Origin of the sequence: Butyricicoccus sp. AM05-1, assembly GCF_003474415.1 — a bacterium.
GTDB lineage: Bacteria > Bacillota > Clostridia > Oscillospirales > Butyricicoccaceae > Agathobaculum > Agathobaculum butyriciproducens.
Genome location: NZ_QUDG01000001.1, coordinates 1 through 25,724 on the forward strand (window position 1 = coordinate 1; position 25,724 = coordinate 25,724).

Here is a 25,724-nt window from a genome sequence, read left to right on the forward strand (position 1 = left end):
CACAGGTCGGCTACTTCCAGCAGGCGCGACATAACAGTGTCGCGCAATTCGTTAGCGCGTTATGATAGACAGCATCTGCGAGGATAAATTATACCGGACATCTAAATTCGCAGATGCCGTGCGTTACAACGTGCCAAGGATTTGCGCGACACGGGTATGTCGCGCCTGTGTAGAGTAAACCGTATGTGTAGCAGTACGCTGTCTGTGAACTGCGAAAAGGCGGAGAAAGACACGCTGAGGTAACCCGACTGCCGTTCCCCCATTTCGAAGCGGTCACATGTCGGCAATCTGCGCCAGACTAAGAAATAAAGGGAAACGGGAGTTAAGAGGGTAGAAACCGTAGGTGTCTACCCTCTTGCCCCGCCGCGGGGCGCGGCACGTTCCCGCCGTCCGCAGACGGCGAATCCCCTCGCTGAATCTCAGCGAAAAACTTCCCGCCCGTTAGGGGCGAACACGCTAACGCAGTTCGAGTGCCCCGCTCAGCCGGTGCCGAATAGAGAAAAATCCGATTTTTAACCGAAAAAATCTGCGGAAACCCGCTTGGACTGATTGCTTATCCCATTTGCATTTGCTATAATAAACAGTAAAGCAAAAACCAAAACGGCACGGCAGGACAAACCGGAGCCTGCTCCCGGTGCCGGACCTTCGATGCGCCGCCGCATGACGCGGCAGGAATTCCGAGGGTATACCACTTAAACTTTTTATATAGATTTTTGGAGGATTAAACGCCTTATGGAGCATATTAAGGATTGCATCGCGGCATTACGAGAGGCCGCACCTGAAATAGATATTGCAGAAAACGAACTCATGCGCCGCCATACCACGTTCGCCATCGGCGGACCGGCCGACTTGTTCGTGCAGCCAAAGACCCGCAGGGAACTGACCGCGGCACTTGCCGTACTGCGTGAGCGCAATATTCCGTTCCTGCTGCTCGGCAACGGCTCCAACATGCTGGTGGCCGATGCGGGCATCCGCGGTGCGGTTGTCTGCACATCCGAGCTGGATGAAGTCCGCGTAAACGAGGATAACACCGTCTCTGCCGAGGCGGGCGCGCTGCTCAGCCGCATTGCCCGCCGCGCACAGCGTTCCGGTCTGACCGGAGCCGAGTTCGCCGGCGGCATTCCGGGCAGTCTGGGCGGCGCTGTTTACATGAATGCGGGTGCGTATGACGGCACAATGGCCGGCATTGTGCAGGAGACCGAGTTCGTGGACGGCGAAGGCAACATTTGTACACTCAAGGGCGATGAGCACGGCTTTGACTACCGTACGAGCGTGTTCCGCAAGCATCCGGACTGGACGGTGCTCCGTTCGACCATGCAGCTGCAGAACGGCGATTCGGCGGCGATTCTGGATAAGATGAACGATTTCGCGCAGCGCAGACGCGACAAACAGCCGCTCAACTTCCCGTCGGCAGGCTCGACCTTTAAGCGTCCTGTGGGACACTTTGCGGGCCAGCTTATCGAGCAGGCCGGTCTCAAGGGCACGAGCGTCGGCGCGGCACAGGTTTCGGAAAAGCACGCGGGATTTCTCATCAACCGCGGCGGTGCAACATGCGATGACATGCTGCGTCTGATCGAACTGGTGCAGAACAGGGTGCGCGAGCAGTTCGGCGTGGAGCTGGAGTGCGAGGTGCGCATCGTAAAATAATCAGCAGCGCCGCTCGGCGGCGTTATCACAGCAGAACCACAGGGCAGGGGGAAAGGTAACATGTATTTTTTGATTGTTTCCGGTATGTCGGGCGCAGGCAAGAGCCGCGCGGTCGCCACGCTTGAGGACTTAGGCTATTACTGCGTCGATAATCTGCCGATCTCCCTCATACCGCGCTTTGCGGAGATCTGTCTGGCGGCAACCGAACGCTATGAACGTGTGGCGCTCGTCACCGATGTGCGTGCAGGCGGCGATTTTCAGCAGTTGTTTGATTCGCTGGATTCGATCAAGAGCATGGGCTGCGATTACCGCATCCTGTTCCTCAACACGGACACGCCGACGCTCATCCGCCGCTACAAGGAAACGCGCCGCAAGCATCCGCTGATGGAAAAGGGCATGTCCATGACAGCCGCCATCGAAAAGGAACGCGAAATGCTGTCCGGTCTGCGCGACCGTGCCGACTTTGTGGTGGACACCACCGGACTGTCTGCCGCCGGTCTGCGCGAGCGTCTGCTGACGCTGTTTTCCGGCACCGAGAGCGGAGAGGTGTTTGAGGTCATCGTGCAGTCGTTCGGCTTCAAGTACGGCATTCCGCCCGAGAGCGACCTTGTGTTCGATGTGCGTTTCCTGCCCAATCCCTATTATGAAATGAGCCTGCGCGAGCGCAACGGCACCGATCCGGAGGTGCGCGATTATGTGTTCCGCGGCGGTACGGCGGATGTGCTGATGCGCTACCTGACGGGCATGATCGACTTTCTGCTGCCGCGCTATATCGCGGAAGGCAAGGCGAATCTGATCATCAGCATCGGCTGCACCGGCGGCAAGCACCGCTCGGTCGCTATCACCGAGGCGCTGAGCGAACACCTGCGCAGGAAGGAATACGGTGTAGTAACCATGCACCGTGATTACCAGAGATAAACCCGCTTTGTTCCGGACAGGCGAAGCGTGCTGTACAGAACGGAGAGAATATATGTCTTTTTCAACCGAGGTCAAAAACGAGCTGTGCCGGGTATCCATGCAGCGCGCCTGCTGCACGCGTGCCGAGGTTTACGGCGCACTGCTCCATGCCTCGGTTTTTTCGCACAAGGAGATACGGCTGTCGGCGGAAAACATGACCGTTGTCCGTCGCCTGCAGGCGCTGCTGCAGCGCGCGTTTTTTGTCGAGTGCGAGCCGCAGAAGGCAGGCCGCAAGCAGCAGCTTGTGCTCACCGAACCGGCGCAGATCGGACGCGTGTTTGATGCGCTCGGCTACGACTGCAAGAGCCATATCACCTATCATATCAACCGCAATCTGCTCGAGGAGGACTGCTGCATTGCGTCCTTTCTGCGCGGCGCCTTCCTTATGGGCGGCACGGTCGCGGGACCGGACAAGAAAAGCCATCTCGAGCTGAAAACCACCCACCAGAGTCTGTCGGGTGAGGAGACAAGCCTGATGCTTGATTTAGGTTTATCGCCCAAGCAGGCACGGCGCGGCAGCGCATATCTGCTGTACTTTAAGGACGGCGCAAGCGCGGAGGATTTCCTCACGCGCATCGGTGCGCCGCACGCGGCGATGGAGCTGATGCAGGCCAAGGTAGAGAAGAATCTGCGCAACACGATCAACCGGCAGGTCAACTGCGAGACCGCGAACATGATGAAGGCCGCCGATGCATCGGCACGGCAGATTGCGGCGATTCAGGCGCTGATCGACAGCCGGGGGGAGGACGCATTTCCGGGCAACCTGTGGGAGACCGTGCGCCTGCGTCTGGAATACCCGACGGACAGCCTGTCCGAGCTGGCGCAGCGGTTCGACCCGCCCATCTCCAAACCGGGACTGAGCCACCGCCTGAAAAAGATCATCGAGCTTGCAGAAAAGGAGGACTAAATTGGTACCATTTGCACATCTGCATGTCCACAGCGAATACAGCCTGCTGGACGGCGCCTGCCGTATCGAAAAGCTGGTGGACCGTGTGGCAGAGCTGGGGCAGACCTCTTGCGCGCTGACCGACCATGGCGTCATGTACGGCGTGATCGACTTTTACCGCGCCTGCAAGGCCAAGGGGATCCATCCGGTCATCGGCTGCGAGGTGTATCTGGCGCCACATTCGCGCTTTGACCGCAGCTATATCAACGGCGAGTGGCACACGCACCTCATCCTGCTGTGCGAGAACATGACCGGCTACCGCAACCTCATCCACATGGTGTCGTGCGGTTTCTCCGAGGGCTTCTATATGAAGCCGCGTATCGACATGGAGCTGCTGCGCGCACACAGCGAAGGTCTGATTTGTCTGTCCGCGTGTCTGGCAGGCGCGATTCCGCGTGCGCTGGCAGACGGCGATATGGACGGCGCGTATGACCTCTGCGAGCAGTTCCTCGATATTTTTGACCGGGAGCATTTCTACCTTGAAATTCAGGACCACGGCATTCCGCTGCAGCAGAAAGTCAATGAAGGTCTGTACCAGCTTTCCAGGGAGCTGAATATCGGTCTGGTGGCAACGAACGACGCGCATTATCTGACTAAGGCGGATGCGCGCATTCAGGACGTGCTGATGTCCATTCAGATGGGTAAGACCGTGGATGACCCGACCCGCATGAAGTTCGAGACGCAGGAGTTCTACATCAAGGACGCGGACGAAATGGCGGCGCTGTTTCCGGAGCACCCGGAGGCACTCGCCAACACGGTAAAGATTGCGGAACGCTGTCAGGTTGAGTTTGAGTTTGGTAAGTACCACCTGCCAGAATTCGATGTGCCGGACGGCTACACCTCGCTCGAATATCTGCAGAAGCTGTGCGATGAAGGCTTCGCAAGACGCTACCCGAACGATGACGGCACCGTGCGCAAGCGTCTGCAGTACGAGATCGACATGATCGCCAAGATGGGCTTTGTCGATTACTTCCTCATCGTGTCCGACTTTATCGGCTACGCGAAAAGTCAGGGCATTCCGGTCGGACCCGGACGCGGCTCGGCTGCAGGCTCGATCGTGTCGTACTGCCTCGCTATCACTGACCTTGACCCGATTCACTACTCGCTGTACTTCGAGCGATTTTTGAACCCGGAGCGTGTCTCCATGCCGGATATCGACGTGGACTTCTGCTATGTTCGCCGTCCGGAGGTCATCGAGTACGTTACCCGCAAATACGGCAAGGACCGCGTAGCGCAGATCGTCACATTCGGCACGATGGCTGCCCGCGGTGCCATCCGCGATGTCGGCCGTGCGCTCAACATCCCGTACAACGACGTTGACGCGGTTGCCAAGCAGGTGCCGAACGAGCTGCACATTACGATCGACAAGGCGCTGACCATCAACGCGGAGCTGAAAAAGATGTACGACGAGCAGCCGCAGGTGCGCGAGCTGATCGACACTGCGCGTGCGCTCGAGGGCATGCCGCGCAATGCATCGACGCATGCCGCAGGCGTGGTTATCACCAAAAACCCCGTGGACACCTACGTTCCGCTTTCGCGCAACGGCGACCAGATGGTAACGCAGTTTACGATGGTGACCATCGAGGAACTTGGTCTGCTCAAGATGGACTTCCTCGGTCTGCGCAACCTGACCGTTATCGCGGACGCGGAAAAGCTGATTCGCCGTCACACGCCGGATTTTTCCATCGAGAACGTGGATATGAGCGACCCCGCGACTTACGAGATGCTTGGCAAGGGCTCGACCATGGGCGTATTCCAGCTGGAAAGCGCGGGCATTACCAACGTCGTTACCGGTCTGCGCCCGCAGTCCATCGAGGACATTACCGCAGTCGTTGCGCTGTACCGACCCGGCCCGATGCAGTCCATTCCGCGCTACATCGAGTGCCGCCACCATCCGGAAAAGGTGACGTACAAGCATCCGCTGCTCGAGCCGATTTTAAGCGTCACCTACGGCTGTATGATCTATCAGGAACAGGTCATGCAGGTGTTCCAGAGCCTTGCGGGATATTCGCTCGGCAAGGCAGATATGGTGCGCCGCGCCATGAGTAAAAAGAAGATGAAGGAGCTGGAAAAGGAGCGCGTTAACTTCATCTACGGCAACGAGGAGCTGGGCATTGACGGCGCCATCAAGCGCGGCGTGCCCGAAGCAGTTGCGGCAAGTCTGTTTGACGAGATCATGGATTTTGCAAACTACGCATTCAACAAGGCGCACGCGGTTTGCTACGCGGTCGTGTCGTTCCGCACGGCGTACCTCAAGTGCCATTACCCGAGAGAATATCTGGCGGCGCTGCTGACGAGCGTTCTGGATGTTTCGGATAAGATCTCCGAGTATATTCAGGCGGCGCGTGATATGGGTATCGCGGTGCTCCCGCCGGACGTAAACGAGTCCTACGACGAGTTTTCGGTTGCGGGCGAGAATATCCGCTTCGGTCTGGCAGCCGTCAAGGGTGTGGGACGCTCGTTTATGAAGCAGCTGGTTGAGGAGCGGGAAGCGAACGGCCTGTTTACCTCGTTCCAGGATTTCTGCGAGCGCATGTATGACCGCGAACTCAACCGCAGAGCGCTCGAAAGTCTCATCAAGGCGGGTTCGTTCGATTCCATGCACTACTATCGCAGTCAGCTTTTGAAAATCGTCAATCCCGTAGTAGATGCTATTGCCCAGAACCGCAAGAAGAACATCGAGGGTCAGATGGACCTGTTCGGCATGGGCAACGACGAGGTGCGCGACACGCAAATTGCGATGCCGAACATTCCGGAAGTGCCCAAGCGGGAGCTGCTGGCGATGGAGAAGGAGACCACCGGTCTGTACCTCTCCGGTCACCCGATGGACGAGTACCGCAGCCTGACGCAGAAGGCGCAGGCGGCCTCCGTCAAGCAGATCATCGATGACCTGACAGGCGAGAGCAGCCAGCCGGTCTACAAGGACGGCATGACCGTCCGGCTTGCTTGTGTCATCACGGCGGTGCGTCTGAAATCGACCAGGAACGGCTCGATGATGGCGTATGTCACCGCGGAGGACGACACGGCGGCGATTGAGCTTGTCGTGTTCCCGCGTTCGCTGCAGCAGTGCGGCGCATATCTCACCGAGGACAGCGCAGTCCTGCTCACCGGCAGGATAGATGCCCGAGAGGATGAGGCGCCCAAGGTGCTGCTGAATGAGGCGCAGCCGCTTACCGAGAGTGCAGTGGAGAGTCTGCAGCAGCCGAAAAAGGGCACGCAGAAATCGGTCTACACCGATGCGCAGGCGGCAAAGCTGGCGCCGCAAAAGCTGTTTCTGCGTATTTCCAGTCTGCAGGGTGATGAATGGACGCAGATTAAAGAGGTTTTGCGCACGCAGCCCGGCGATACGCCGGTCTATCTCTACCCGATGGACACGAAGAAAAAGACGCTCGCTGCCCGCCGGTACTGGTGCAAACCGGATATTGCATTTTTAACAAGATTACGCTTTCTCTTGCGCGAGGAAGATGTTATAATACAATAGGAGACTGTGTTTATCCGTAGGGAGAGAGACGGTTTCCGCAGAGGGAAACAAAACTGCAATACAGAGGTCAGTGCGGCATCGACTGTGCCGCTAAGAAAGAAAACAGACCCGACAACAGGGAGGCTTTATCATGGATAAACAAATTCGCAGAATCGGCGTACTTACCAGCGGCGGCGACGCACCCGGCATGAACGCACTTATCCGCTCGGTAGTCCGCAGCGCAAGCGCACACGATATTTCCGTTCTCGGCATTCGCCGCGGTTACAGCGGTCTCATCAACGGCGACATCATCGAGATGGGTGCCCGCAGTGTAGACGGCATTATCCGCAAGGGCGGCACCATGCTGTACACCGCACGCTGCAAGGAAATGCTGACCGAGGAAGGTCTGCAGAAGGCGGCTGACACCTGCCGTTACCTCGGTATTGACGGCCTGATCTGCTGCGGCGGTGACGGTACATTCCGCGGTGCACAGGCGCTTTCCCGCAAGGGAGTTCCGTGCATCGGCGTTCCGGGTACCATTGATAATGATATCGGCTGCTCGGATTACACCATCGGTTTTGACACCGCCTGCAATACCGCGATCGAGTGCATCGATAAGCTGCGCGACACCATGCAGTCCCACGAGCGCTGCTCTGTTGTAGAGGTTATGGGCCGCCGTGCAGGTCATCTGGCACTGCAGGTTGGCTGTGCAGTCGGCGCGACCGCGATCTGCCTGCCCGAGCGTCAGCTGGATTTCGACACCGAGATCGTAGAGAAAATGCGTATCGGCCGTATCAAGGGCCGCAACCACCATATCATCATCGTAGCCGAGGGCTATGGCTCCGCACAGACCGTTGCAGACCAGATTCACGAGGCTACCGGCATTGACACCCGTGTAACGATCCTTGGCCACATTCAGCGCGGCGGCTCTCCGTCTGCTATGGATCGTGTTATGGCGACCCGCATGGGCTATGCTGCAGTTCGTGCTCTGATGGAGGGCAAGGCCAACCGTGTTGTTGTTTCGGATAACAACATTGTTACCGATATCGACATTGAGGAGGGTCTGGCACAGAGCAAGGATCTGAACCAGTGTCTGTTCGAGGCACAGCAGACGGTTGCCATCTAACATGGCGCAGACTGTTCTCATCACCGGAGGCTCGCGCGGCATCGGTGCCGCCTGTGTGCGCACGTTTGCCGAAAACGGATGGAATACCGCGTTTACTTACAGCAAAAGCAGGGAAGCGGCGGACAGGCTCGCTGGGGAGACCGGCGCACTTGCACTTTCAGCCGATCAGCAGGATACCGCGGCAGTGGAACTCGCGGTCGCGGAAGGGAAGGCGCGGTTCGGCACGATCGATGCCGTGGTCTGCAACGCAGGCATTGCCGAACAGAAGCTGTTCCAGAATATCACCGACGCGGACTGGATGCGCATGCTGGATGTCAATCTCATGGGTACGGTGCGCACGATTCGCGCCGTGCTGCCCGAAATGCTGCACAACCACAAGGGAAGCATCGTCACGGTGTCGTCCATGTGGGGGGAGTGCGGCGCGTCCTGCGAGAGCCATTATTCCGCGAGCAAGGCTGCGATTATCGGCCTGAGCAAGTCGCTCGCGCAGGAGCTTGGGCCGAGCAATATCCGGGTCAACTGCATTGCACCGGGCGTGATCGACACCGACATGAACGCCATGCACAGTGCGGATACCATGCAGGAGCTTGCCGATCAGACACCGCTCGGAAGAGTCGGCGCGGCAGCCGAGGTCGCGGACAGCATTCTGTATCTGTGCTCGAATAAGTCGTCTTTCATTACCGGACAGGTTTTAGGCGTCACCGGGGGATTTTAAGATGCTGTCGCCAAACCACGGTTTGGCCAACAAGAGGAACGGACCGTGGGCCGTTCCAAAGTCGTCCGAAAGTTCCCATACGGAAACTTTCTCCCTCCAGAAGTCAAAAAAGCGAGATACATGCTCCCGCTTTTTTGGAATTTGCACTGCAAATTCTATTAAATGCGCGCTAACGCGCGAAAAGTTGCGACGTTAGTAAAGTGCGTTAAGAAAGATAGAACGAGAGGTCAAAAGACCTCTCGTTTTTTTAATACGGTTCCAAGTCAAAATAACTGAGCAGACCGTTATAAATGCCCTGTGCAAACCCGAACGGATCGTTTTCCAGCTTCATCGCATCGGAAGCATTGGTCAGGTATGCCAGCTCGACCAGAATCGAAGGCATCTGTGTCCGCCGCAGGACATACAGGCTCGGACGGATGCGCACGCCGTTATCGCGTGTGCCGACACGCGCAACAATGCCGGCGAGCACATGCTGCGCCAGCCAGTACGCCTGCGTATTTTCACGATAAACATACACCTCAGTGCCGTTGACGGCGGGATTTACGTTCGCGTTGCAGTGGATGCTGATGAAGTAATCGGCGGGCCACTCGTTCGCCAGCCGCACGCGCTCGGCCAGACTGGTGGCGTTGCTTGTGCCGAGGATTTCCTCGGGTGAGGTGCGGCTCAGCCGCACCTCAAACCGCGGGTCTGCCCGCAGAAGATCAGCCAGATACACGCCGACAGCGTAGGTCACATCCTGTTCGAGCAGACCGCTACCTTCCGCGCCGGTGTTCGGACCGGACGGATTGTGTCCCTGATCGACAAAAATCTTGATCGCCAAAGTATCACCTCCTCGTGTCAGCCTATGCGGCAGCGCGGCAGAACGTCCGTGCTTGACGGTCAGCACACGCCGTGTTATTCTGTAAGAAAAGAGAGGTGGGATCAATATGAAATTATATATCAAACAAAAGGTATTCTCCTGGGTGGATCGGTTTACCGTTTTTGATGAAACCGGCGCCGACAAATACCATGTCGAGGGTGAGTTTTTCTCGTGGGGCAAGAAGCTGTATGTCACCGACTTGACCGGACACGAGACCGCGTTTATCCAGCAGAAGGTGTTCAGCATGATGCCGCGGTTCTTCGTGTACATCGACGGCGTGGAACGCGCGGAAATCGTCAAGCGGTTTACATTTTTCTACGAAAAATACGAAATCGAGGGTCTCGACTGGACAATCGAGGGTGATTTCTGGGCGCATGAGTACCGCATCACGCAGAACGGACGCGAGATCGTGTCCATCTCCAAGGAGTGGTTCACCTGGGGTGACTGCTATCAGCTGGACATTGCCGATTCCGCAGACGAAACACTTGCGCTGGCGGTCGTCCTCGCAATCGACGCAGTGCACGCGCAGGCGAACGCGGCAGCGGCTTCGACTTGAAAGGAAACGATATGATTGAGATAAACCAGGACTTCGCGGACGGCGTACTGCATTCGCGCAATCCGGAGACAAATAAAAACGACTACGGCCGCATTCTGTGCGTGTGCGGCTCGGCAGGATATACAGGTGCGGCATATTTTTCGGCACAGGGCGCGGTCCGCATGGGAAGCGGCGTTGTAACGCTTGCAGTTCCGCAGGGTGCGTGGCCGGTGCTGGCGGTCAAGCTGAATGAGCCGGTCGTGCGGCCCATGCCGCAGGATGAAAACGGGCTGTTTTCCGTGGACGCACTGCCGAAGCTGCTTGCGCTTGCCGAAAAGGCGGACGCGCTGCTCATCGGGTGCGGACTCGGCCGTTCGGATACGCTGACCGAAATCGTGTGTACTCTGCTCGAAAAAGCTGCCTGCCAGATTGTACTCGATGCGGACGGCATAAATTCGATTACCGGGCATAAGGATATATTGCGGCGAACGGCAAAGCCGGTCGTGCTCACGCCGCACGCGGGCGAGTTCGCACGGCTCAGCGGCAAGCCGGATGCGACCGCTGCGGACGCGGCACAGTTCGCGCAGGACTATCGGTGCATCGTGCTCTACAAGGGACACCGCACCCGCATTTTCACGCCGGACGGCGGCTGCTATCGCAATACCTCGGGCAATCCCGGCATGGCGAAAGGCGGCAGCGGGGATGTTCTGGCAGGCATGCTGGTTTCGCTGTGCGGACAGGGCATTGACGCGGTTCGGGCGGCCTGTACGGCGGCGTGGCTGCACGGCAGAGCCGGAGATCTGGCTGCGAATGCGCTGAGCGAATACGGCATGACGCCGAGCGATATGCTGACGCAGCTGCCGATTCTGCTGAAACGATATAACTCGAAAACATGGTGATAAACCGGTCAAAGGAGTGGTAATCTGAACAGGCTGCTGTGTGGTTTGGCGGCGCTTGTTCTGCTCTGCGGCTGCGGCCGCTCGGCGGAAATGAGTGCCGAGGATGTGCGTGCGCATTTCGCATCGCTGGACAGCTGTACGGCGCATTTGAAAATAATCTCGGATTTGGACGAATCTGTACTGGAATTTGAAAGCGACTATGTCTATAATAGAGAGGACAGCGATTCCTTCACGCTGACCGCACCGGAGTCGGTCGCCGGTATCGGCGGGCGCATCTCGGGTGAGGAGAACGGCGCGTTCACGCTGCAGTACAACGACTTGCAGCTGGATGATATTGCTCCTCGGCATACCGGACTGACACCGGCAGACGCGTGGTTCTGCTTGCTGAACGATCTGCGGTATGCTGTGCCTGCGCAGGTGTGGAGCGAGCGCACGAACGGCGAGAGCCTGTTTGTGCTGCGCTACGAGAACGCGGAGGACGATACAGCAAAGCAGGTATGGCTGCGGCAGAGCAACTTGCAGCCGGTCTGCGCCGAGCTGTATGAGGATGGCAGACTGGTGCTCACCATACAGGTGGAATCCTGTCAGTAAAATGGGAGCGGTGTATAGCCGCTCTGTTGGAGTGACGAAAATAATGGAAGCAAATCAACACCGCACCTGGGCGGAGATCGACCTCGGTGCGATCGAGCATAATTATCGCGTGATCTGCGAGCAGGCGCAGGCGCCTGTGCTGTGCGTTGTCAAGGCGGATGCCTACGGCCACGGTGCGGTTCCGGTCGCGAAGCGGCTGGAGCAGATGGATGCACCGTATTTTGCGGTAGCGACCATCCCGGAGGGCGTGGAGCTGCGCGAGGCGGGCATCGAAACGCCTATCCTCATCCTTGGTTATGTGGATGAGCATGACATGGACACGGCGGCACAGTACGGCATCACCGTGCCGGTGTACGACCGCGAGACAGCTGAACTCATCAGCGCGGCAGCAGAGCGCACCGGCAAGCCGGTCACCGTACACTACAAGCTGGATACCGGCATGACGCGGCTCGGCTTCCCGTCGTGGGAGTGTGAGCAGACCGTGCAGGATATCCTTGCGTGCTCCAAGCTGCCGGGCCTGATCAGCGAAGGCATTTTCACGCATTTTGCGGTTGCCGACGTGCCCTCGGGCGAGGAATACACCGAGCTGCAGTACAAGCGCTTCTCGGATGTGTGCGAGGGTCTGCAAGCGGCCGGTCTTGACCTGCCGCTGCGCCACTGTGCGAACAGCGGTGCTATCCAGACCTACGAGAAGATGCACTGCACGATGACGCGCGCGGGCATTATCCTGTACGGCTATCGCCCGGATGCCTCCGTGCCGCCGGTGCTCGATTTGAAACCCGCCATGACCGTCAAGGCGCGTGTGGTGCAGGTGCGCGATATTCCGGCGAATACAACCATCAGCTATGGCCGCACCTTCGAGACGGCAGAGCCGACCCGTATGGCGGTTATCTCGATGGGATACGCGGACGGCTATCTGCGTACCGGCTCGGGCAAGGCGCAGGTGCTGCTCGGCGGCGTGAAAGCGCCCGTGCTCGGCCGCATCTGCATGGATATGTGCATGGTGCGTATTCCGGAGGGCGTAGACGTACATCGCGGTGACGAAGTGTCCGTGTTCGGCCCGGAAGGCTGGACGGCAGAGGACGCAGCAGACGCGGCGGGCACCATCTCGTACGAGGTGCTGTGCGCCATCAGCCGGCGCGTGCCGCGTTTCTATCGGTAATTTACTGACATTGCGTGCATAAGATGAAGCGAGGGATTTTCCCTCGCTTCATTTGTCTCTCAAAGTCGGTATCCTGTTAGTTTGATAGTATCGCGCGGCAGCGCTATTAAAACAGCATTTGCGTTGCAAATGCAAGAAAACCGGGAGCATGTATCACGGTTTTCTTACTTCTGGAGGGAGAAAGTTTCTGAACAGGAACTTTCGGACGACTATGGAACGGCCTGCGGTCCGTTCCTGCTTGTCGGCGAAACTGTAGTTTCGCGACAGCTTTGAAGCGGAGGAGATTTTTCTCTCTCCGCTTTTCTGCATTATACAGTTATAATTTTGTGTGACACGGGGAAAATAGGTTTGCGGGAAAACCATCAGGCAGCACCGTAAATCTATTTCATCGGAGTGTGAACCAAAGTGGATAGCAACATCAAACGAGGCGATATTTACTATGCCGATCTCAGTCCGGTGGTTGGCAGTGAGCAGGGCGGCATCCGACCGGTGCTGATCGTGCAGAACAACGTCGGCAATCGGTACAGTCCGACCGTGATCGCCGCCGCTATTACATCGCAGATCAACAAGGCGAAAATGCCGACGCATATCACGGTCGGTGCGCCGAACTACGGACTGACCAAGGATTCCATCATCCTGACCGAGCAGATCCGCACGCTGGACAAACGCCGCCTGCGCGAGAAAATGGGCTCGCTCGACGAAAAAGCCATGCGGCACGTCGATGAAGCACTGGCAGTCAGCTTCGGACTCGGCTCGGTGCAGGGGTAAGCCGTATAACGGCGGGAGAAAGCGCATATCCTTTTATGGGGTATGCGCTTTTTGCGTATAGACTGGGATTTGCCGTCTGCGGACGGCAGGAACGTGCCGCGCCCCGCGGCAGGGGCAAGAGGGTAGCCACCAAGGTTTGCCCGTAGGTTGTCTACCCTCTTATGCGCCCCGCCGCGAAGGCGAGTTTCGCTCGCTTCGTAAGCGGCAATTTAACAAATTATAACTTGCAGAAAGGAGAACCGCCCATGCGCGCAGACGTATTCTGTAACGACAACCCAATCGGCACGATCGACTGGACCCCGGACGCCTGCGGCGTGCAGGTCAATCTCGACTGCGCTGTCTGCGGAGACGAACTGCTGCGCTGCTATACGGTTGTGAACGGAAACATCCTGCGGGTCGGTCTGCCTGCACCGGAGCATGGCCGTCTGCGTCTGCGCCGGCATCTCTCGCGGCAAATGCTGCATGAGACTGGCTGTGAGGGCGAACCCGAACGGTTCTATCTCGCGTCTGCGCCGGAGTCTTTGCCGCAGAGCAATGCGCCGCCCGAGCCGCCGCTTGTCACCGGAGATGCGGTTCTGGACGCGCTTCTATCCAACGAAAACGTGCAGATTCAGCCGACCGAGACAGGACTGCGTCTGCAATGCCCGTTTGACCCGAAAAAGCCGTTCGCGCTGGCACCGGCGTTTGTACTTTGCCGCACAGAAGGAAACACGGCAGTTCTGGAATGGAAAAAGGACGCAGCCGATGCGGCTGCGTCCTCTGAAAAGGCGTAACTTTAGGTAATACCGCATAATTGAACAAGAGTGATTTGCGAGTAAATTTTGCGTACTGACGAGGCACAGTTTTGCGGTAATACTTGATGTATTACCGTGAAACTTCGGCAGCGCGGACGGAACTCGCGCAAGGAACCGAAGCCAAAGTCAGGACACAAAATTTCCGCAAAGCACCGCGGCAGCGCGACCGGAGTCTGCGCGAGGAGCCGCTGCTTTAATTGTGCGGTGTTGCCTTTACTTTACGATGGTTTTTGCCTCCATGTAGTAGCGCTTCTCGTGCGCCTCACCCATGGAGAAGGTCTTGCGCGGCAGAACGCCGTCGAAAACAACGCCGCGGAACAGGTCGTTCTTGGCGATGTCCGGCAGGATGAAGCCGAGGTTGCCCGGCTTTTCCGCCAGCGAAACAACAACGTCCGTGCCGTGGATGTAGTCGATCTTCGCAGAGGTGTGGGTCTCAAGATAAGCGTCCAGACCGGTCTGGATGGTAGCGACCGGAATGGCCCACTTCGGGTTCTCGACAACGAACACGCCCGACTTGTTCGCCGAGCAGAACGGGAAGAAGTGCACGTTTTCACTCTTGGGAGCCTCATCGGCAACGTAAGCCTTGCAGCCCTCGCCGTTGTAGAAGTCGGTCAGTGCGCCGAGCAGCTCATCTGCGTCTACGCCGAACAGAGCACGGTGGATCGGCTCGATGATCAGGCTCTCGTCATGGATGTTGACAACCTCAACGAGTGCAAAACGTGCCGGATGGTTCTCCTGCTCCTCGGCAGTCAGGCCCTTCTTGACCTCTTCCCAGTACGCCTTTGCGGTGGCCATGGAGTGGTTGCCGTCACCTACTGCATACGGCAGCAGCGCCTGTGCATCCGTGCAGCCGTACTTCTTGTTGAAGGTCTCGCGGTCGCAGAGTGCTTCGAGCTTGGCCTCGATGGCCTCGGTCTCCGGACCGTTCGGCAGGAACCAGCCGGTGATATGGCCGCCGTTCTGCATCAGGTCGGTATCGTACAGCTTGTCATAAGAGGCGGTCTGCTCGAACAGCGGCTCGATGATCTGACGGTCGGGATCGTCGATTAGGATCATAATGTGCGGCAGCTCCAGGCACGCGCCCTGACGAACCTTGAGACGGGGCGGAATACGCTCGACAACCGTCTTTTCGGTCGGGCGGATGAGGGATGCGGAACCGGGCGTGTATTCATACGCTTCCAGATCGACCGACAGCACGATGCCGCGGCGCGGGCAGGAGCCGCCGGACCAACGCTCGGTCAGAACGACGCCGGCGGGCAGGGTGCGCAGCGTACCGTCCTGCACATACTGCTGCATGGTCTGATGGATTTTCTCCGTGCGGGCAGCAACGTCCGCGTCCTCCAGATAAACCTCCGGCAGGGTCAGACGCAGGGTAGAGGGGGCGTCACCGACGGTCTTATCAGTCTCGGCCCAGTAGTCCGGCTGAGAAGTGTACTGGTCGCAGGCGATGACTGCCCACTTGGACAGGTCCACGCCTTCACGCGGAAACATGATCTCGGGAATACGAGTGCAGCGATTAGCCATAATTATCCTTCCTCCAGTAGAAGTAGTGTGGAATGCCTCTATTATAGCAGACAAATCTCAAGTACGGCACTCGTTTTCCAAAAATAAATGTCGGTTTGCAGAAAAAACTTTATTTGCTTGACGAAAGTATAGGGATGTTGTACAATATAATATAGGTTTGGTTGCGAAATTTGTATAAAAATACAATCGTAAAAACGGAGGAAAACCCCATGGTTAAATTCAAGGCTATCGGCGTTTCGGAGGGTCTGGCGAAGGCAAAGGCTCTCGTGATCAAGGAAGAAGATCTTTCGGTCGTTAAGGAGACCGTTGCCGATGCGGAAGCCGAATGCAAGCGCGTTCTCGACGCAGTGGAAAAAGCCAAGCAGCAGATCGAAGTGCTGCGTGACGATGCGGAAAAGAATATCGGTGCGGCTGAGGCGGAAATTTTTGACGCGCATCTGATGATGCTCGACGACCCTGATTTTGTCGAGGGTATGACAAACATTGTAACGGATGAGAAGGTTTGCGCGGAGTACGCGTGCTTTGTCAACTGCGAGAACTTTCAGGCGATGTTCCGCGCGCTCGACGACGAGTATATGCAGGCGCGTGCAGCAGACATCGGTGATATCTCGCAGCGGGTCATTAAGAATCTGAAGGGCATTGCGGATAACGCGATCGACACGATCACTGAGCCGTGCATTATTGTGGCGAACGACCTTACACCGTCCGATACGGCGAAGATCGGCGGCAAGCCGGTTGCCGGTTTTATCACGAAGATCGGCGGCCGCACGAGCCATTCGGCGATCATGGCGCGTTCGATGGGTATTCCGGCGATTGTCGGTGCCGGCGAAAAGGCGGACGAGATCGCGGACGGCGACCTGCTGCTGATCGACGGCGCGGCAGGCGAAGTCGTGGCGCAGCCGGATGAGCAGACGCTTGCCGACTTTGCCGAGCGTCAGAAGGCAGATGCGGCGCATCGTGCCATGCTCGCGCAGTACAAGGATAAGGAGGGCGCGACCTCGGACGGCCGCCGTGTAATTATCGAGGGCAACATCGGTACGCCGGATGACGCGGTCCGCGTAGCGGAGCTTGGCGGCGAAGGCGTCGGCCTGTTCCGCTCGGAGTTCCTGTTCATGGATCGTACCGACCTGCCGAGCGAGGAAGAGCAGTTCGCCGCCTACAAGAAGGCGTGTGAGATCATGCAGGGCAAGCCGGTTATCATCCGCACGCTGGACATCGGCGGCGACAAGGAAGTGCCCGCACTGGCGCTGGAGCAGGAACAGAATCCGTTCCTTGGCTACCGCGCGATCCGCATTTGCTTGAATCAGCCGGAGCTGTTTCTGATGCAGCTTCGCGCGCTGCTGCGTGCCGCGCAGTACGGCGATCTGCGTATTATGTTCCCGATGATTTCGTCGGTGGATGAGGTGCGTGATGCAAAGCAGGTGCTCGAGCAGGCGAAGGACATGCTGACCGCGGAAGGCGTACCTTTCAACCCGAACGTCAAGGTCGGCATTATGGTCGAGATTCCGGTGGCGGCTGTCTGCGCGGATGTGCTGGCGAAGGAGGTTGACTTCTTCTCGATCGGCACGAATGACCTGATTCAGTATTCCTGCGCGGTGGACCGCATCAACGAGAAGATTTCCTATCTGTACCGTCCGCTGCATCCGGGCGTGCTGCGCCTGATCGCCATGACGGCCAAAGCAGCGAACGAGAACGGTATCGAAGTCGGCGTGTGCGGCGAGATGGCAGGCACGGCCGGCATGGCGCCGGTGCTGTGCGGCCTCGGCGTGACCAATCTGTCCATGTCGGCATCCGCAATGCTGGCAGCAAAGGCAGACCTTGCAAAGCACTCCTGCGGCGAATGCAGGGAACTGGCTGACAAGCTGCTCGCGTGCGCAAGCGCGTCTGACGCAGAGCGTATTTTCACGGACTGGAGAGAGTCCTGAGCAAGAGTAAAAAGCCGCCGTTTCCTTGTGAAGCGGCGGCTTTGCACTGTTCGGATGGATAGAAATTGACTTGTATCGGAAAACGGATATCGTTTATCAGGATAACAAGCATTATCCGAGCAAATCCATGTCGTTTTCCTCGCCCGGTGCGGCGGCCTGCTTCGTTTTGGGCGCAAGCGCGAACGGCTGGACGGAATGGAAGGACAAGAGCGGCAGAACACTCGATGAGCTGTTCCGCAGATAGGCAGAGAAAGCATAAGTAAAGGGACACGGAATGATTCTGTGTCCCTTTTTTCGCAGGAAAGAGAAGCGTTTAGCCCTGGTTTGCCATATTCTGCTCGTAGGATTCGATCATCTTCTTCACCATCTGACCGCCTACGGAGCCGGCCTGACGGCTGGTCAGATCGCCGTTATAGCCCTGCTTGAGGTTTACGCCGACCTCGGCAGCTGCCTCCATTTTGAAGCGATCCATTGCCGCGCGTGCTTCCGGTACCATGCCCTGATTAGAACCATTTTTCGTGTTAGTCATGTTTGTTCGCTCCTTTTCGATTCGGTTTGGTGTGTTGGGTTTTGCTGATAGTAGGTTGCGCACCAAAGGTCGAAATATGAGATGCAAATGCTGTGACGGAAGCCAGAAAATATGATAAGCAAACGCGTTTTGCCAGCGCAGGAAAACAAGCGTTGAAAATTTGCTTTTGGACAGCGCATAAAACCTGCTCTGCTCATATAATAAAGGAAAGCACAGACATATACAGCCTTATTAGTTACGGTATATACTGCAGATGGGTTAGCTTATTCTAACTTATCGTTTCCGTCCGTCACCCAACCGTCCGGATGTGTTTTTCACTAAATTGTAAGCAAACACGTCTTGCAAGGATTTGTGCAATATGCTAATATGATGGTGATACATGTCCGATGCACAAATGTACAATATGCGAGCACGGGAACGAATCACGAGAAAGCCTGACAGCGATCGAAAGCGGCAGTGGAGGTGCCGCTGAAAAAGTCATATTCACTCAGATTAGGATGCTTAACCTTTTACAAGCACAGATTTACGTGGAAATAAGGCGGCTATGCCGCTTTATCAATAATGGATAGAGAACAGAAAGGACATCATAGTATGAGTCAAAACGAGAAGAAGGTATTCGGAAGACACAAAAAACAGGAAGAATCGCCTTTAGAGCAGACGCAGGCGGTGCCTGCGGTACAGGATGAAATCACGGCAGAGCCTGCAGCCGAGGTGCAGCCCAAGCGCAACAAATACGCAGATAAAATGAATCGCAAAAAGCGCAGACTGAGCAAGGGTGCGCGTATCGGCATTACGGCGGCGGCAGTTGCGCTGCTGCTTGGCGGCGGCATCTGGGCTGTGGTGAAATCCCGCGATGCGGGTACGGAGGACGTGACGCAGACCACGGCTATGGTCAGCTGCGGCGATCTGGAGACCTACATAGAGGGAAGCGGCGTTACTGCTGCAAAAAAACGCGAGGAACTTGGCCGGGAGGTTAAGGGCAAGGTAACACAGGTGTTGGTCGCCGAGGGCGACGAGGTACACACCGGCGATCCGCTGCTGGTGATCGACCCGACCGAAACCCGCAAGGAGCTTGCGGATGCACAAAAGGAACTGACCGAGGCGGAACGCGGTGTCTCGGACGCGCAGCTGGAGGTCTCCAAGGCACAGTCCGACTTGAGCGCGGCGCAGAGAAAACTGAGCCGTCTGCACATCACGGCGCCGTTTACCGGCAAACTGATTCCGGCCAAGGATTCGGACGACAAGGATGTGTCCTTCCGTGTCGGTGAGCAGGTGAGCGAGGGTCAGGTCATCGGCTACATGGTAAATGACCGCCAGATGAAGCTGACGCTGGCGTTCAGCGCCGAATATGCCCGCAGCATTCGCACCGGACAGGCGGCCACGGTATCCATCGCTTCTGCGATGAGCGAGGTGAGCGGTACGGTATCGTCGGTCGAGACAACGCAGCAGATTTCGAGTGCGGGTGTGCGCGTTATCCGCGTTGGCATTACGGTGAATAACCCTGGTTCGCTGACAAAGGGCATGACAGCCACAGCGACAATCAATGCCGGACGCCTCGGTGCGATCTATCCGGCGAATGCGGGCACACTGGAATACAGCCGCGAGGAAGCCGTCACCGCACAGATAAGCGGCGAGATCATCAAGCTGAACGGCACAAGCTACAGCACCTACAACGGCGGTGCGCTTATCATGTCCCTGTCGAGTGACGCTTCTCAGGATGAGATTTCAGCCGCGCAGAATGGTATTGCGGCGGCAAACCGCACGGTTGCCAGCGCAAAGACGGCTGCAGACGAAAAGCGGGCACACATTGCCGAACTGCAGCAGAAGATTCAGAACTCGACCGTTACCTCTCCGATAGACGGCGTTGTTGTCAGCCTGAACGCCGTTGAAGGACAGGAGGCGACCGGCTCGGAGACGCTCGTTGTGGTTGCTGATTTGAATGATATTGCCGTCAACGCCGAGGTCTCTTCGATGGATATCGGCTCGGTGCAGCAGGGACAGCAGGCGACTATGACGATGTACGCGTCGGACGGCTCCGAGATTTCGCTGACCGGCGAGGTGCAGTCGGTTGCGCTGGAGCCGACACAGAACTCCAGTAACGGGCAGGGCAGCATGCCGACCTTCAAGGCGGTCATTTCGGTGGACCCGCTGGAGGGACAGAAAATTTACAGCGGTATGTCGATCGAATATAAAATCACGACGGCCTCGTCCTACGGCTGCCTGATGGTACCGTCGTCGGCTATCGTCAACACGGACAGCGGCACAGCTGTATTCGCCAAGCCGCTGACGGACGAGAACGGAAACGAGATTCCGTTTGAGGAAACCCTGCCGATCCCCGAGGGTACCGAAGGCATTCCGGAAGACTATCAGCTTGTACCGGTCGAGACCGGCATTGCCGATTCGACCAACACGGAAATCCTCGGCGGTCTGGAAGAGGGCACCGAGGTATTCCTCGCCGGACCGAGCGACCTGTATGCCGATATGTCGGATAACGGCATGTCAGTCAGTATGTCAGTCGGTTGAGGAGGGCGCGCTTATGTGGGAAAGAAACGCGCAGACTCCTGACACGGAGCGCCGCGCTGAATTGTTAATTGACGTTCAGCGCATGAGCAAGATTTACAACGAAGGAAGAGAAAACGAAGTGCGTGCACTGGATGATATCTCGCTGCAGGTATCCTGGGGAGAGTTCCTGTGCATTCTCGGACAGTCCGGCTCGGGCAAGTCCACGCTGATGAACATTCTCGGCTGTCTGGATATTCCGACCTACGGCTCCTATCATCTAAACGGGCAGCTGGTCAGCGATATGAAGCCGTCCGTGCTGTCCGGTATCCGCAACCGGGAGATCGGGTTTATCTTTCAGGGCTTTAATCTGATTCCGGCGCTGACGGCGCTCGAAAACGTCGAGCTGCCGCTCATCTACCGCGGTATGCCGCGGGAGGAACGCCGCCGTCTGGCGCAGGAGGCGTTAGTCTCGGTCGGTCTGGAAAAGCGCATGGATCACCGTCCGGGCGAGATGTCCGGCGGACAGCAGCAGCGTGTTGCGATCGCGCGGGCAGTGGCAGCAAAGCCGCCGATCATCATGGCGGACGAGCCGACCGGCAATCTGGATTCTGCCTCCGGTCTGGATATTATGCGCAAGCTGACTGCACTCAATGAGCAGGGAACCTCCATCATCCTCATCACGCATGACAACCATCTTGCACAGATGGCAAAACGCATCGTGACGATACAGGACGGCAGGATCATTTCGGACATGAAAGGAGGGGCCGTATGAATTGGATGCAGACGGTTCGTATGGCGTTCAAGTCCATCCTGAACAACAAGGTTCGCTCGATTCTGACCATGCTCGGCATCATCATCGGTGTGGCATCGGTTATCGCTATCGTGGCGTCGATTCAGGGCACGAGCAAGCTGCAGCGCCTGCAGTATGAGGCGATGGGTGTCAACCGCATCGACATCTACGGATACGGTGCCAAAAACCGCGACTGGCAGGAGTTTGAGGACTATATAACGAATGATCTGTCCGACAAAATCGCTGCATGGTCGCCGCAGAGCCAGTATTACGACTGGCAGAACAGCGGCATCCAGTACCGGGCCAAAAGGCTGGATAACAACGACAGCAACAGCGGCTACACCTATATGTACTTCGGCAACGAGCATTACGGCGAGGTGACAAGTCATGCGATTTCCGCCGGACGGGATATTTCCGCTGCGGACTGCCGCACGCGCGCCCGCGTCTGTGTGATCGGAGAAACATTGCGCAAGTATTTCTTCGGGGCAATGAGTCCGATCGGGCAGAAGCTGCAGATCGGCGGCAAGGGATTTGAGGTCATCGGCGTGTATGCCGGCAAGTATGACGGCAAGCTGAATACAGACGATCAGATGATTGTGATGCCGTACACGCTGCAGAGCACGATGATGAGTGTATACGGCATGGCAGACCGCCAGTATATCGTGAAGGCGGCGGACAAGGAAGCGATTACCGAGCTGACAGACGAGCTTCTGCCGGGCTTTATGCAGGGCCGCTGCGAGGCGGGAAACGGATACTTTTCTGCTTCGTCGGACAGCCAGTGGCAGGAGCAGAGCGAGTCCTCCAACAACATGCTTGCGCTGCTCGGCGGCGGTGTCGCCGGAATCTCGCTGCTCGTCGGCGGTATCGGCATTATGAATATCATGCTGGTGTCTGTCACCGAGCGCACCCGCGAGATCGGTATCCGCATGGCAATCGGTGCCCGCAAGCGGGATATTATCGGGCAGTTTCTGGTAGAAGCCTCGGTGGTCTCGTGCTGCGGCGGTGTAATCGGCATTGTGCTCGGCTGTTTCCTTTCGGCGGTGCTGGGCAATCTGCTGCTTGCGAAAACGCAGAACAGCTACATGCCGACCGTGGAGCAGTTCACCGTACTGCCCTCTGCGGGACTGGTCATCGGCGCATTTCTGTTTTCTGCGCTGCTGGGTATTATCTTCGGACTGTATCCCGCCAATAAAGCCTCGAATCTGCAGCCGGTAGATGCGCTGCGGACGCAGTAAAAGGAAAGGACAGGTAGGAAAATGAAAAAAAGATTTGTCAGCCTGTGTCTGGCAGGCTTGATTATGGTTGCACCGGCTTCGGCGGTGTTTACCGATATTTCAGACAGCAGGGTATCGCAGACGGCCGCCGTTCTGGATGCACTGGGTATCATGCAGGGCGTAGGCGGCGGCAGCTTCGCGCCGGGTAAGGCGCTGACGCGGGCGCAGTTCTGCAAGCTGGCGGTTACTGCCATGGGTGTGACGGATGTAAGTCCGTATGCCAGCTACACGATTTTTCCGGATGTTAAGCATTCGCACTGGGCAGCGCCGTATATCAACGCGGCAGTACGCCATCCGGAACTGAAGGAAAAGGCCATTATCCGCGGCTATGCGGACGGCAGCTTCGGCCCGGATAAGATTGTCAGCTACGGTGAGGTCTGCACCATGCTGCTGCGTATGCTGGGCTATAAAGAGGAGGACGTCGGTCCGTTCTGGCCTGCGGACTATATCGCGCAGGCACAGGCCATCGGTCTGACGGACGGTGTCACGATTGCGGATGCACATGCCGCAGTCAAGCGCGGAGACGCGGCGGTGCTTCTGCTGAACGCTCTGAATACGGATAAAAAGGGAGAAGAGGGCGGCACACTGCTTGACAAGGTTGCGTCCTCGACGGTCAAGGACTGCATTCTGCTTGAGACCGGAAAAACATACAGCGGCCTTGCTGCAGATGCGGCATTGTTCTATGAGGACGGTGTTGTGGATGCGGAATCTCCCCGTAAGACCGCCGGTACGCTGGACAGCAGCATGATCGGTGTGTATGGCACAATCGTTGTCGGCAAGGGCAGCAGCAAGGTTGCGGTCGGTGTGATTCCGAACGGCAACAAGACCGAAACTTATGAGGTTGTCAATGCGGAAGCGGATCGTATCGTTACCACGAACGGAACACTGCGTCCGGACCGTAAAACCAAGCTGTATATCAGCCGTGATTATGCCATGGGCGAGTATGAAAATGCATGGGCGAACCTGCAGTCCGGCGACACGCTGACCCTGTACTACAATGAGTACGGCGTGTTGCAGCTGATGGCAGTCTTGCCGAAAACGACAGCAGGCGCCGCGCACTCGTTTGTTTACGGTCTGGCGACCTCGCGCCGGATTCCGGCGGAGTATACGATCATCAAAAACGGTGCGAAGATCGACGCGAGCAAGCTGAAAAAGTACGATGTTGTGACGCTCGATGCCGCAAACCGTCAGGCGATCGTTTCGGATACCAAGCTGAGCGGAAAATATCAGACCGACTCGACAACGTACAGCCATCCCTCTCAGGTGGAGATTTTGGGAAAGAAATTCTCGGTTTCCTCCGAGGCGGCGGCAACGTTCAAGGATATGAAGCTGAACGATTACATCACGCTGCTGTTTGACGCGGACGGCAATGTTGCGGCTGCGTATCCGAAAAAGGATGTCAGCGCGGAGATGCAGGGCATTGTCACAAAAATTGGCGGGGAAAAGGCTACGGTCACGCTGACAAACGGTCTGACACTGCGGGATATTCCGATCGCCAAGGACGTAAAAACCGATGTGATGGGTCGTCTTGTTACGGTCAGCCAGTCCGGTGAGGGGGCAGATCTGATTCGCCGCACGCTTTCCGGAAAGACCGCCGGAAACTGGTCTGTTGCGGAGGGCAAGCTGGGCGGTAACGCCGTTTCCTCCAAGGTGCGCGTGTATGAGGAGGTGCTCTCCGGCGCACCGCTGAACGCGATCAACGTCAGCGATATTGACCTGACCTCGGTTCCGGCCTCGCAGATTAAGTATACCGTGCAGGATAATGCAGGTACGGTTACGAATATTGTTATGGGCGATGTGACCGGAGAAAGCTGGATTTATGGTATTGGCTATGGCAAGCGAGATAAGACGGATGAGGAAAATGGCAATTCTCCGGAATATGTTGTGCTCCGCCATTGGGACGGGGCAAAGCAGGAGGAAAGCACATTCCGTGTACTCACGCTGCCGCGCGGTCTGGGCGGTGTACCAATTGCAGTCCCCAGAGGGTACTCAACCGATGCAAGCATCGTCAATACCTCGCTGGATACGCTCAAGCTGACATTGATCGACACGGTAAAGTCGTCGGCATTTGACGGTTCCTCCGGTGTCCGCACCAAGGACGGCTATTACGAGCTGGCAGAGAACATCGGCGTTTACGTCTCGGAGCAGAACCGGTTTGTTTCGCTGCAGACGGCGAAATCCAACTACACGAGCTTCCGCGTATACGCCAATAAAACAGCGGAAAACGGCGGAAAAATCCGCGTGATCGTCGCTTCGTGATTTGCTGTGTGCTGCGGTCATAGTTTTCTGTTAAATAATTGAAATTGCAAAAACGGATGCTTCTCTGTACATGGAGAGGCATCCGTTTTGTTTCAGCTTAGATTTTAATGCAGTTTGCAGGATTTTGAAAATGTCAAATAAATTACAAAAAAGCCGCCCTTTCTCTCGAAAGAACGGCTTTTTATGGTCCGAGTGACAGGACTTGAACCTGCGGCCTCTTGACCCCCAGTCAAGCACGCTACCAGCTGCGCTACACCCGGATTTGCAACGGTCTATCAAACCTTGCCTAAATAGGATACCAAATCCGGAGGGAAAAGTCAAGCGTTTTGTGAAAATTCCTGCAGAAAATTTGCTTTGCAGCGCTTGCTTTCGGTGCAGTCGAAACAACCATCGCATACGCTGCACCGTATGCGATACACCGCACTTTTCCCATCATAGCACCTGCTTTCTCCCGATACAAAA

General features: G+C 57.0%; 21 protein-coding genes and 1 tRNA gene. 18 read left to right on the plus strand and 4 right to left on the minus strand.

The window, feature by feature from the left end; all coding sequences use genetic code 11:
• Positions 1–732 precede the first annotated feature (732 nt).
• The 6 genes from murB (at position 733) to DW088_RS00030 (ending at position 8,851) form a co-directional block, all read left to right on the plus strand.
• Positions 733–1,647 (plus strand): UDP-N-acetylmuramate dehydrogenase, encoded by a 915-nt coding sequence (murB, locus tag DW088_RS00005; protein WP_110437063.1) that lies wholly within the window; start codon positions 733–735, stop codon positions 1,645–1,647.
• 60 nt (positions 1,648–1,707) lie between these two features.
• Positions 1,708–2,565 (plus strand): RNase adapter RapZ, encoded by an 858-nt coding sequence (gene rapZ / locus DW088_RS00010; protein ID WP_110437062.1) that lies wholly within the window; start codon positions 1,708–1,710, stop codon positions 2,563–2,565.
• A 52-nt stretch (positions 2,566–2,617) separates the two neighbouring features.
• Positions 2,618–3,511, plus strand: a complete 894-nt coding sequence (whiA, locus tag DW088_RS00015) for a DNA-binding protein WhiA (protein ID WP_110437061.1) — start codon at positions 2,618–2,620, stop codon at positions 3,509–3,511.
• Between the two features lies 1 nt (position 3,512).
• A complete protein-coding gene (locus DW088_RS00020) occupies positions 3,513–7,031 on the plus strand; it encodes a DNA polymerase III subunit alpha (protein ID WP_118358475.1) in 3,519 nt (1,172 codons plus the stop codon).
• Between the two features lie 130 nt (positions 7,032–7,161).
• Entirely contained in the window at positions 7,162–8,136 is a 975-nt protein-coding gene (pfkA, locus tag DW088_RS00025; RefSeq protein WP_118358477.1) for a 6-phosphofructokinase, read from the plus strand.
• A 1-nt stretch (position 8,137) separates the two neighbouring features.
• On the plus strand, positions 8,138–8,851 hold the full coding sequence (locus DW088_RS00030; RefSeq protein ID WP_118358479.1) for an SDR family NAD(P)-dependent oxidoreductase: 714 nt from the start codon (positions 8,138–8,140) through the stop codon (positions 8,849–8,851).
• A 247-nt stretch (positions 8,852–9,098) separates the two neighbouring features.
• On the opposite strand, the gene DW088_RS00035 is transcribed toward DW088_RS00030, so the two are convergent.
• Entirely contained in the window at positions 9,099–9,671 is a 573-nt protein-coding gene (locus DW088_RS00035) for an N-acetylmuramoyl-L-alanine amidase family protein (RefSeq protein WP_118358481.1), read from the minus strand.
• Positions 9,672–9,777: 106 nt separating this feature from the next.
• Between DW088_RS00035 and DW088_RS00040 the strand changes: the two genes are divergently transcribed.
• The 6 genes from DW088_RS00040 to DW088_RS00060 all read left to right on the plus strand — a co-directional run bounded on the left by DW088_RS00040 (position 9,778) and on the right by DW088_RS00060 (position 14,438).
• The gene (locus DW088_RS00040) at positions 9,778–10,266 is read left to right on the plus strand and encodes an LURP-one-related/scramblase family protein (protein ID WP_118358483.1); all 489 of its coding nucleotides are present in this window, start codon (positions 9,778–9,780) and stop codon (positions 10,264–10,266) included.
• An 11-nt stretch (positions 10,267–10,277) separates the two neighbouring features.
• Positions 10,278–11,144, plus strand: a complete 867-nt coding sequence (locus DW088_RS00045) for an NAD(P)H-hydrate dehydratase (protein ID WP_118358484.1) — start codon at positions 10,278–10,280, stop codon at positions 11,142–11,144.
• A gap of 45 nt (positions 11,145–11,189) precedes the next feature.
• A complete protein-coding gene (locus DW088_RS15715) occupies positions 11,190–11,735 on the plus strand; it encodes a hypothetical protein (protein ID WP_158574555.1) in 546 nt (181 codons plus the stop codon).
• A gap of 43 nt (positions 11,736–11,778) precedes the next feature.
• The gene (gene alr / locus DW088_RS00050; RefSeq protein ID WP_158574556.1) at positions 11,779–12,897 is read left to right on the plus strand and encodes an alanine racemase; all 1,119 of its coding nucleotides are present in this window, start codon (positions 11,779–11,781) and stop codon (positions 12,895–12,897) included.
• A 405-nt stretch (positions 12,898–13,302) separates the two neighbouring features.
• On the plus strand, positions 13,303–13,665 hold the full coding sequence (locus DW088_RS00055) for a type II toxin-antitoxin system PemK/MazF family toxin (protein ID WP_110437051.1): 363 nt from the start codon (positions 13,303–13,305) through the stop codon (positions 13,663–13,665).
• 245 nt (positions 13,666–13,910) lie between these two features.
• Positions 13,911–14,438, plus strand: coding sequence for a hypothetical protein (locus DW088_RS00060; protein ID WP_118358488.1), 528 nt, complete (start codon positions 13,911–13,913; stop codon positions 14,436–14,438).
• Positions 14,439–14,672: 234 nt separating this feature from the next.
• Here DW088_RS00060 and DW088_RS00065 read toward each other — a convergent pair whose 3' ends face one another.
• Positions 14,673–15,983 (minus strand): DUF1015 domain-containing protein, encoded by a 1,311-nt coding sequence (locus DW088_RS00065; protein WP_118358490.1) that lies wholly within the window; start codon positions 15,981–15,983, stop codon positions 14,673–14,675.
• A gap of 209 nt (positions 15,984–16,192) precedes the next feature.
• Here DW088_RS00065 and ptsP point away from each other — a divergent pair, with 209 nt between their 5' ends.
• Together ptsP and DW088_RS00075 are read left to right on the plus strand one after the other, a co-directional pair.
• Entirely contained in the window at positions 16,193–17,908 is a 1,716-nt protein-coding gene (gene ptsP / locus DW088_RS00070; RefSeq protein WP_118358492.1) for a phosphoenolpyruvate--protein phosphotransferase, read from the plus strand.
• 70 nt (positions 17,909–17,978) lie between these two features.
• On the plus strand, positions 17,979–18,152 hold the full coding sequence (locus DW088_RS00075) for a DUF4357 domain-containing protein (protein ID WP_243029707.1): 174 nt from the start codon (positions 17,979–17,981) through the stop codon (positions 18,150–18,152).
• A gap of 69 nt (positions 18,153–18,221) precedes the next feature.
• Here the strand turns inward: DW088_RS00075 and DW088_RS00080 are convergent, their stop codons facing one another.
• The gene (locus DW088_RS00080) at positions 18,222–18,437 is read right to left on the minus strand and encodes an alpha/beta-type small acid-soluble spore protein (protein ID WP_116705097.1); all 216 of its coding nucleotides are present in this window, start codon (positions 18,435–18,437) and stop codon (positions 18,222–18,224) included.
• A 591-nt stretch (positions 18,438–19,028) separates the two neighbouring features.
• Between DW088_RS00080 and DW088_RS00085 the strand changes: the two genes are divergently transcribed.
• The 4 genes from DW088_RS00085 to DW088_RS00100 are packed head-to-tail and all read left to right on the plus strand — an operon-like array spanning position 19,029 to position 25,262.
• The gene (locus DW088_RS00085) at positions 19,029–20,960 is read left to right on the plus strand and encodes an HlyD family efflux transporter periplasmic adaptor subunit (protein ID WP_158574557.1); all 1,932 of its coding nucleotides are present in this window, start codon (positions 19,029–19,031) and stop codon (positions 20,958–20,960) included.
• A 13-nt stretch (positions 20,961–20,973) separates the two neighbouring features.
• Positions 20,974–21,711 carry an ABC transporter ATP-binding protein gene (locus tag DW088_RS00090; protein ID WP_118358498.1) on the plus strand — a complete coding sequence of 246 codons (738 nt, stop codon included), beginning with the start codon at positions 20,974–20,976 and terminating at the stop codon, positions 21,709–21,711.
• Positions 21,708–22,964, plus strand: coding sequence for an ABC transporter permease (locus DW088_RS00095; protein ID WP_118358500.1), 1,257 nt, complete (start codon positions 21,708–21,710; stop codon positions 22,962–22,964). Before DW088_RS00090 ends, DW088_RS00095 begins: the two co-directional genes overlap by 4 nt.
• 21 nt (positions 22,965–22,985) lie before the next feature.
• Entirely contained in the window at positions 22,986–25,262 is a 2,277-nt protein-coding gene (locus DW088_RS00100; protein ID WP_118358502.1) for an S-layer homology domain-containing protein, read from the plus strand.
• Between the two features lie 184 nt (positions 25,263–25,446).
• Here DW088_RS00100 and DW088_RS00105 read toward each other — a convergent pair.
• Positions 25,447–25,522: transfer RNA gene (locus tag DW088_RS00105), tRNA-Pro, on the minus strand.
• Positions 25,523–25,724 lie beyond the last annotated feature (202 nt).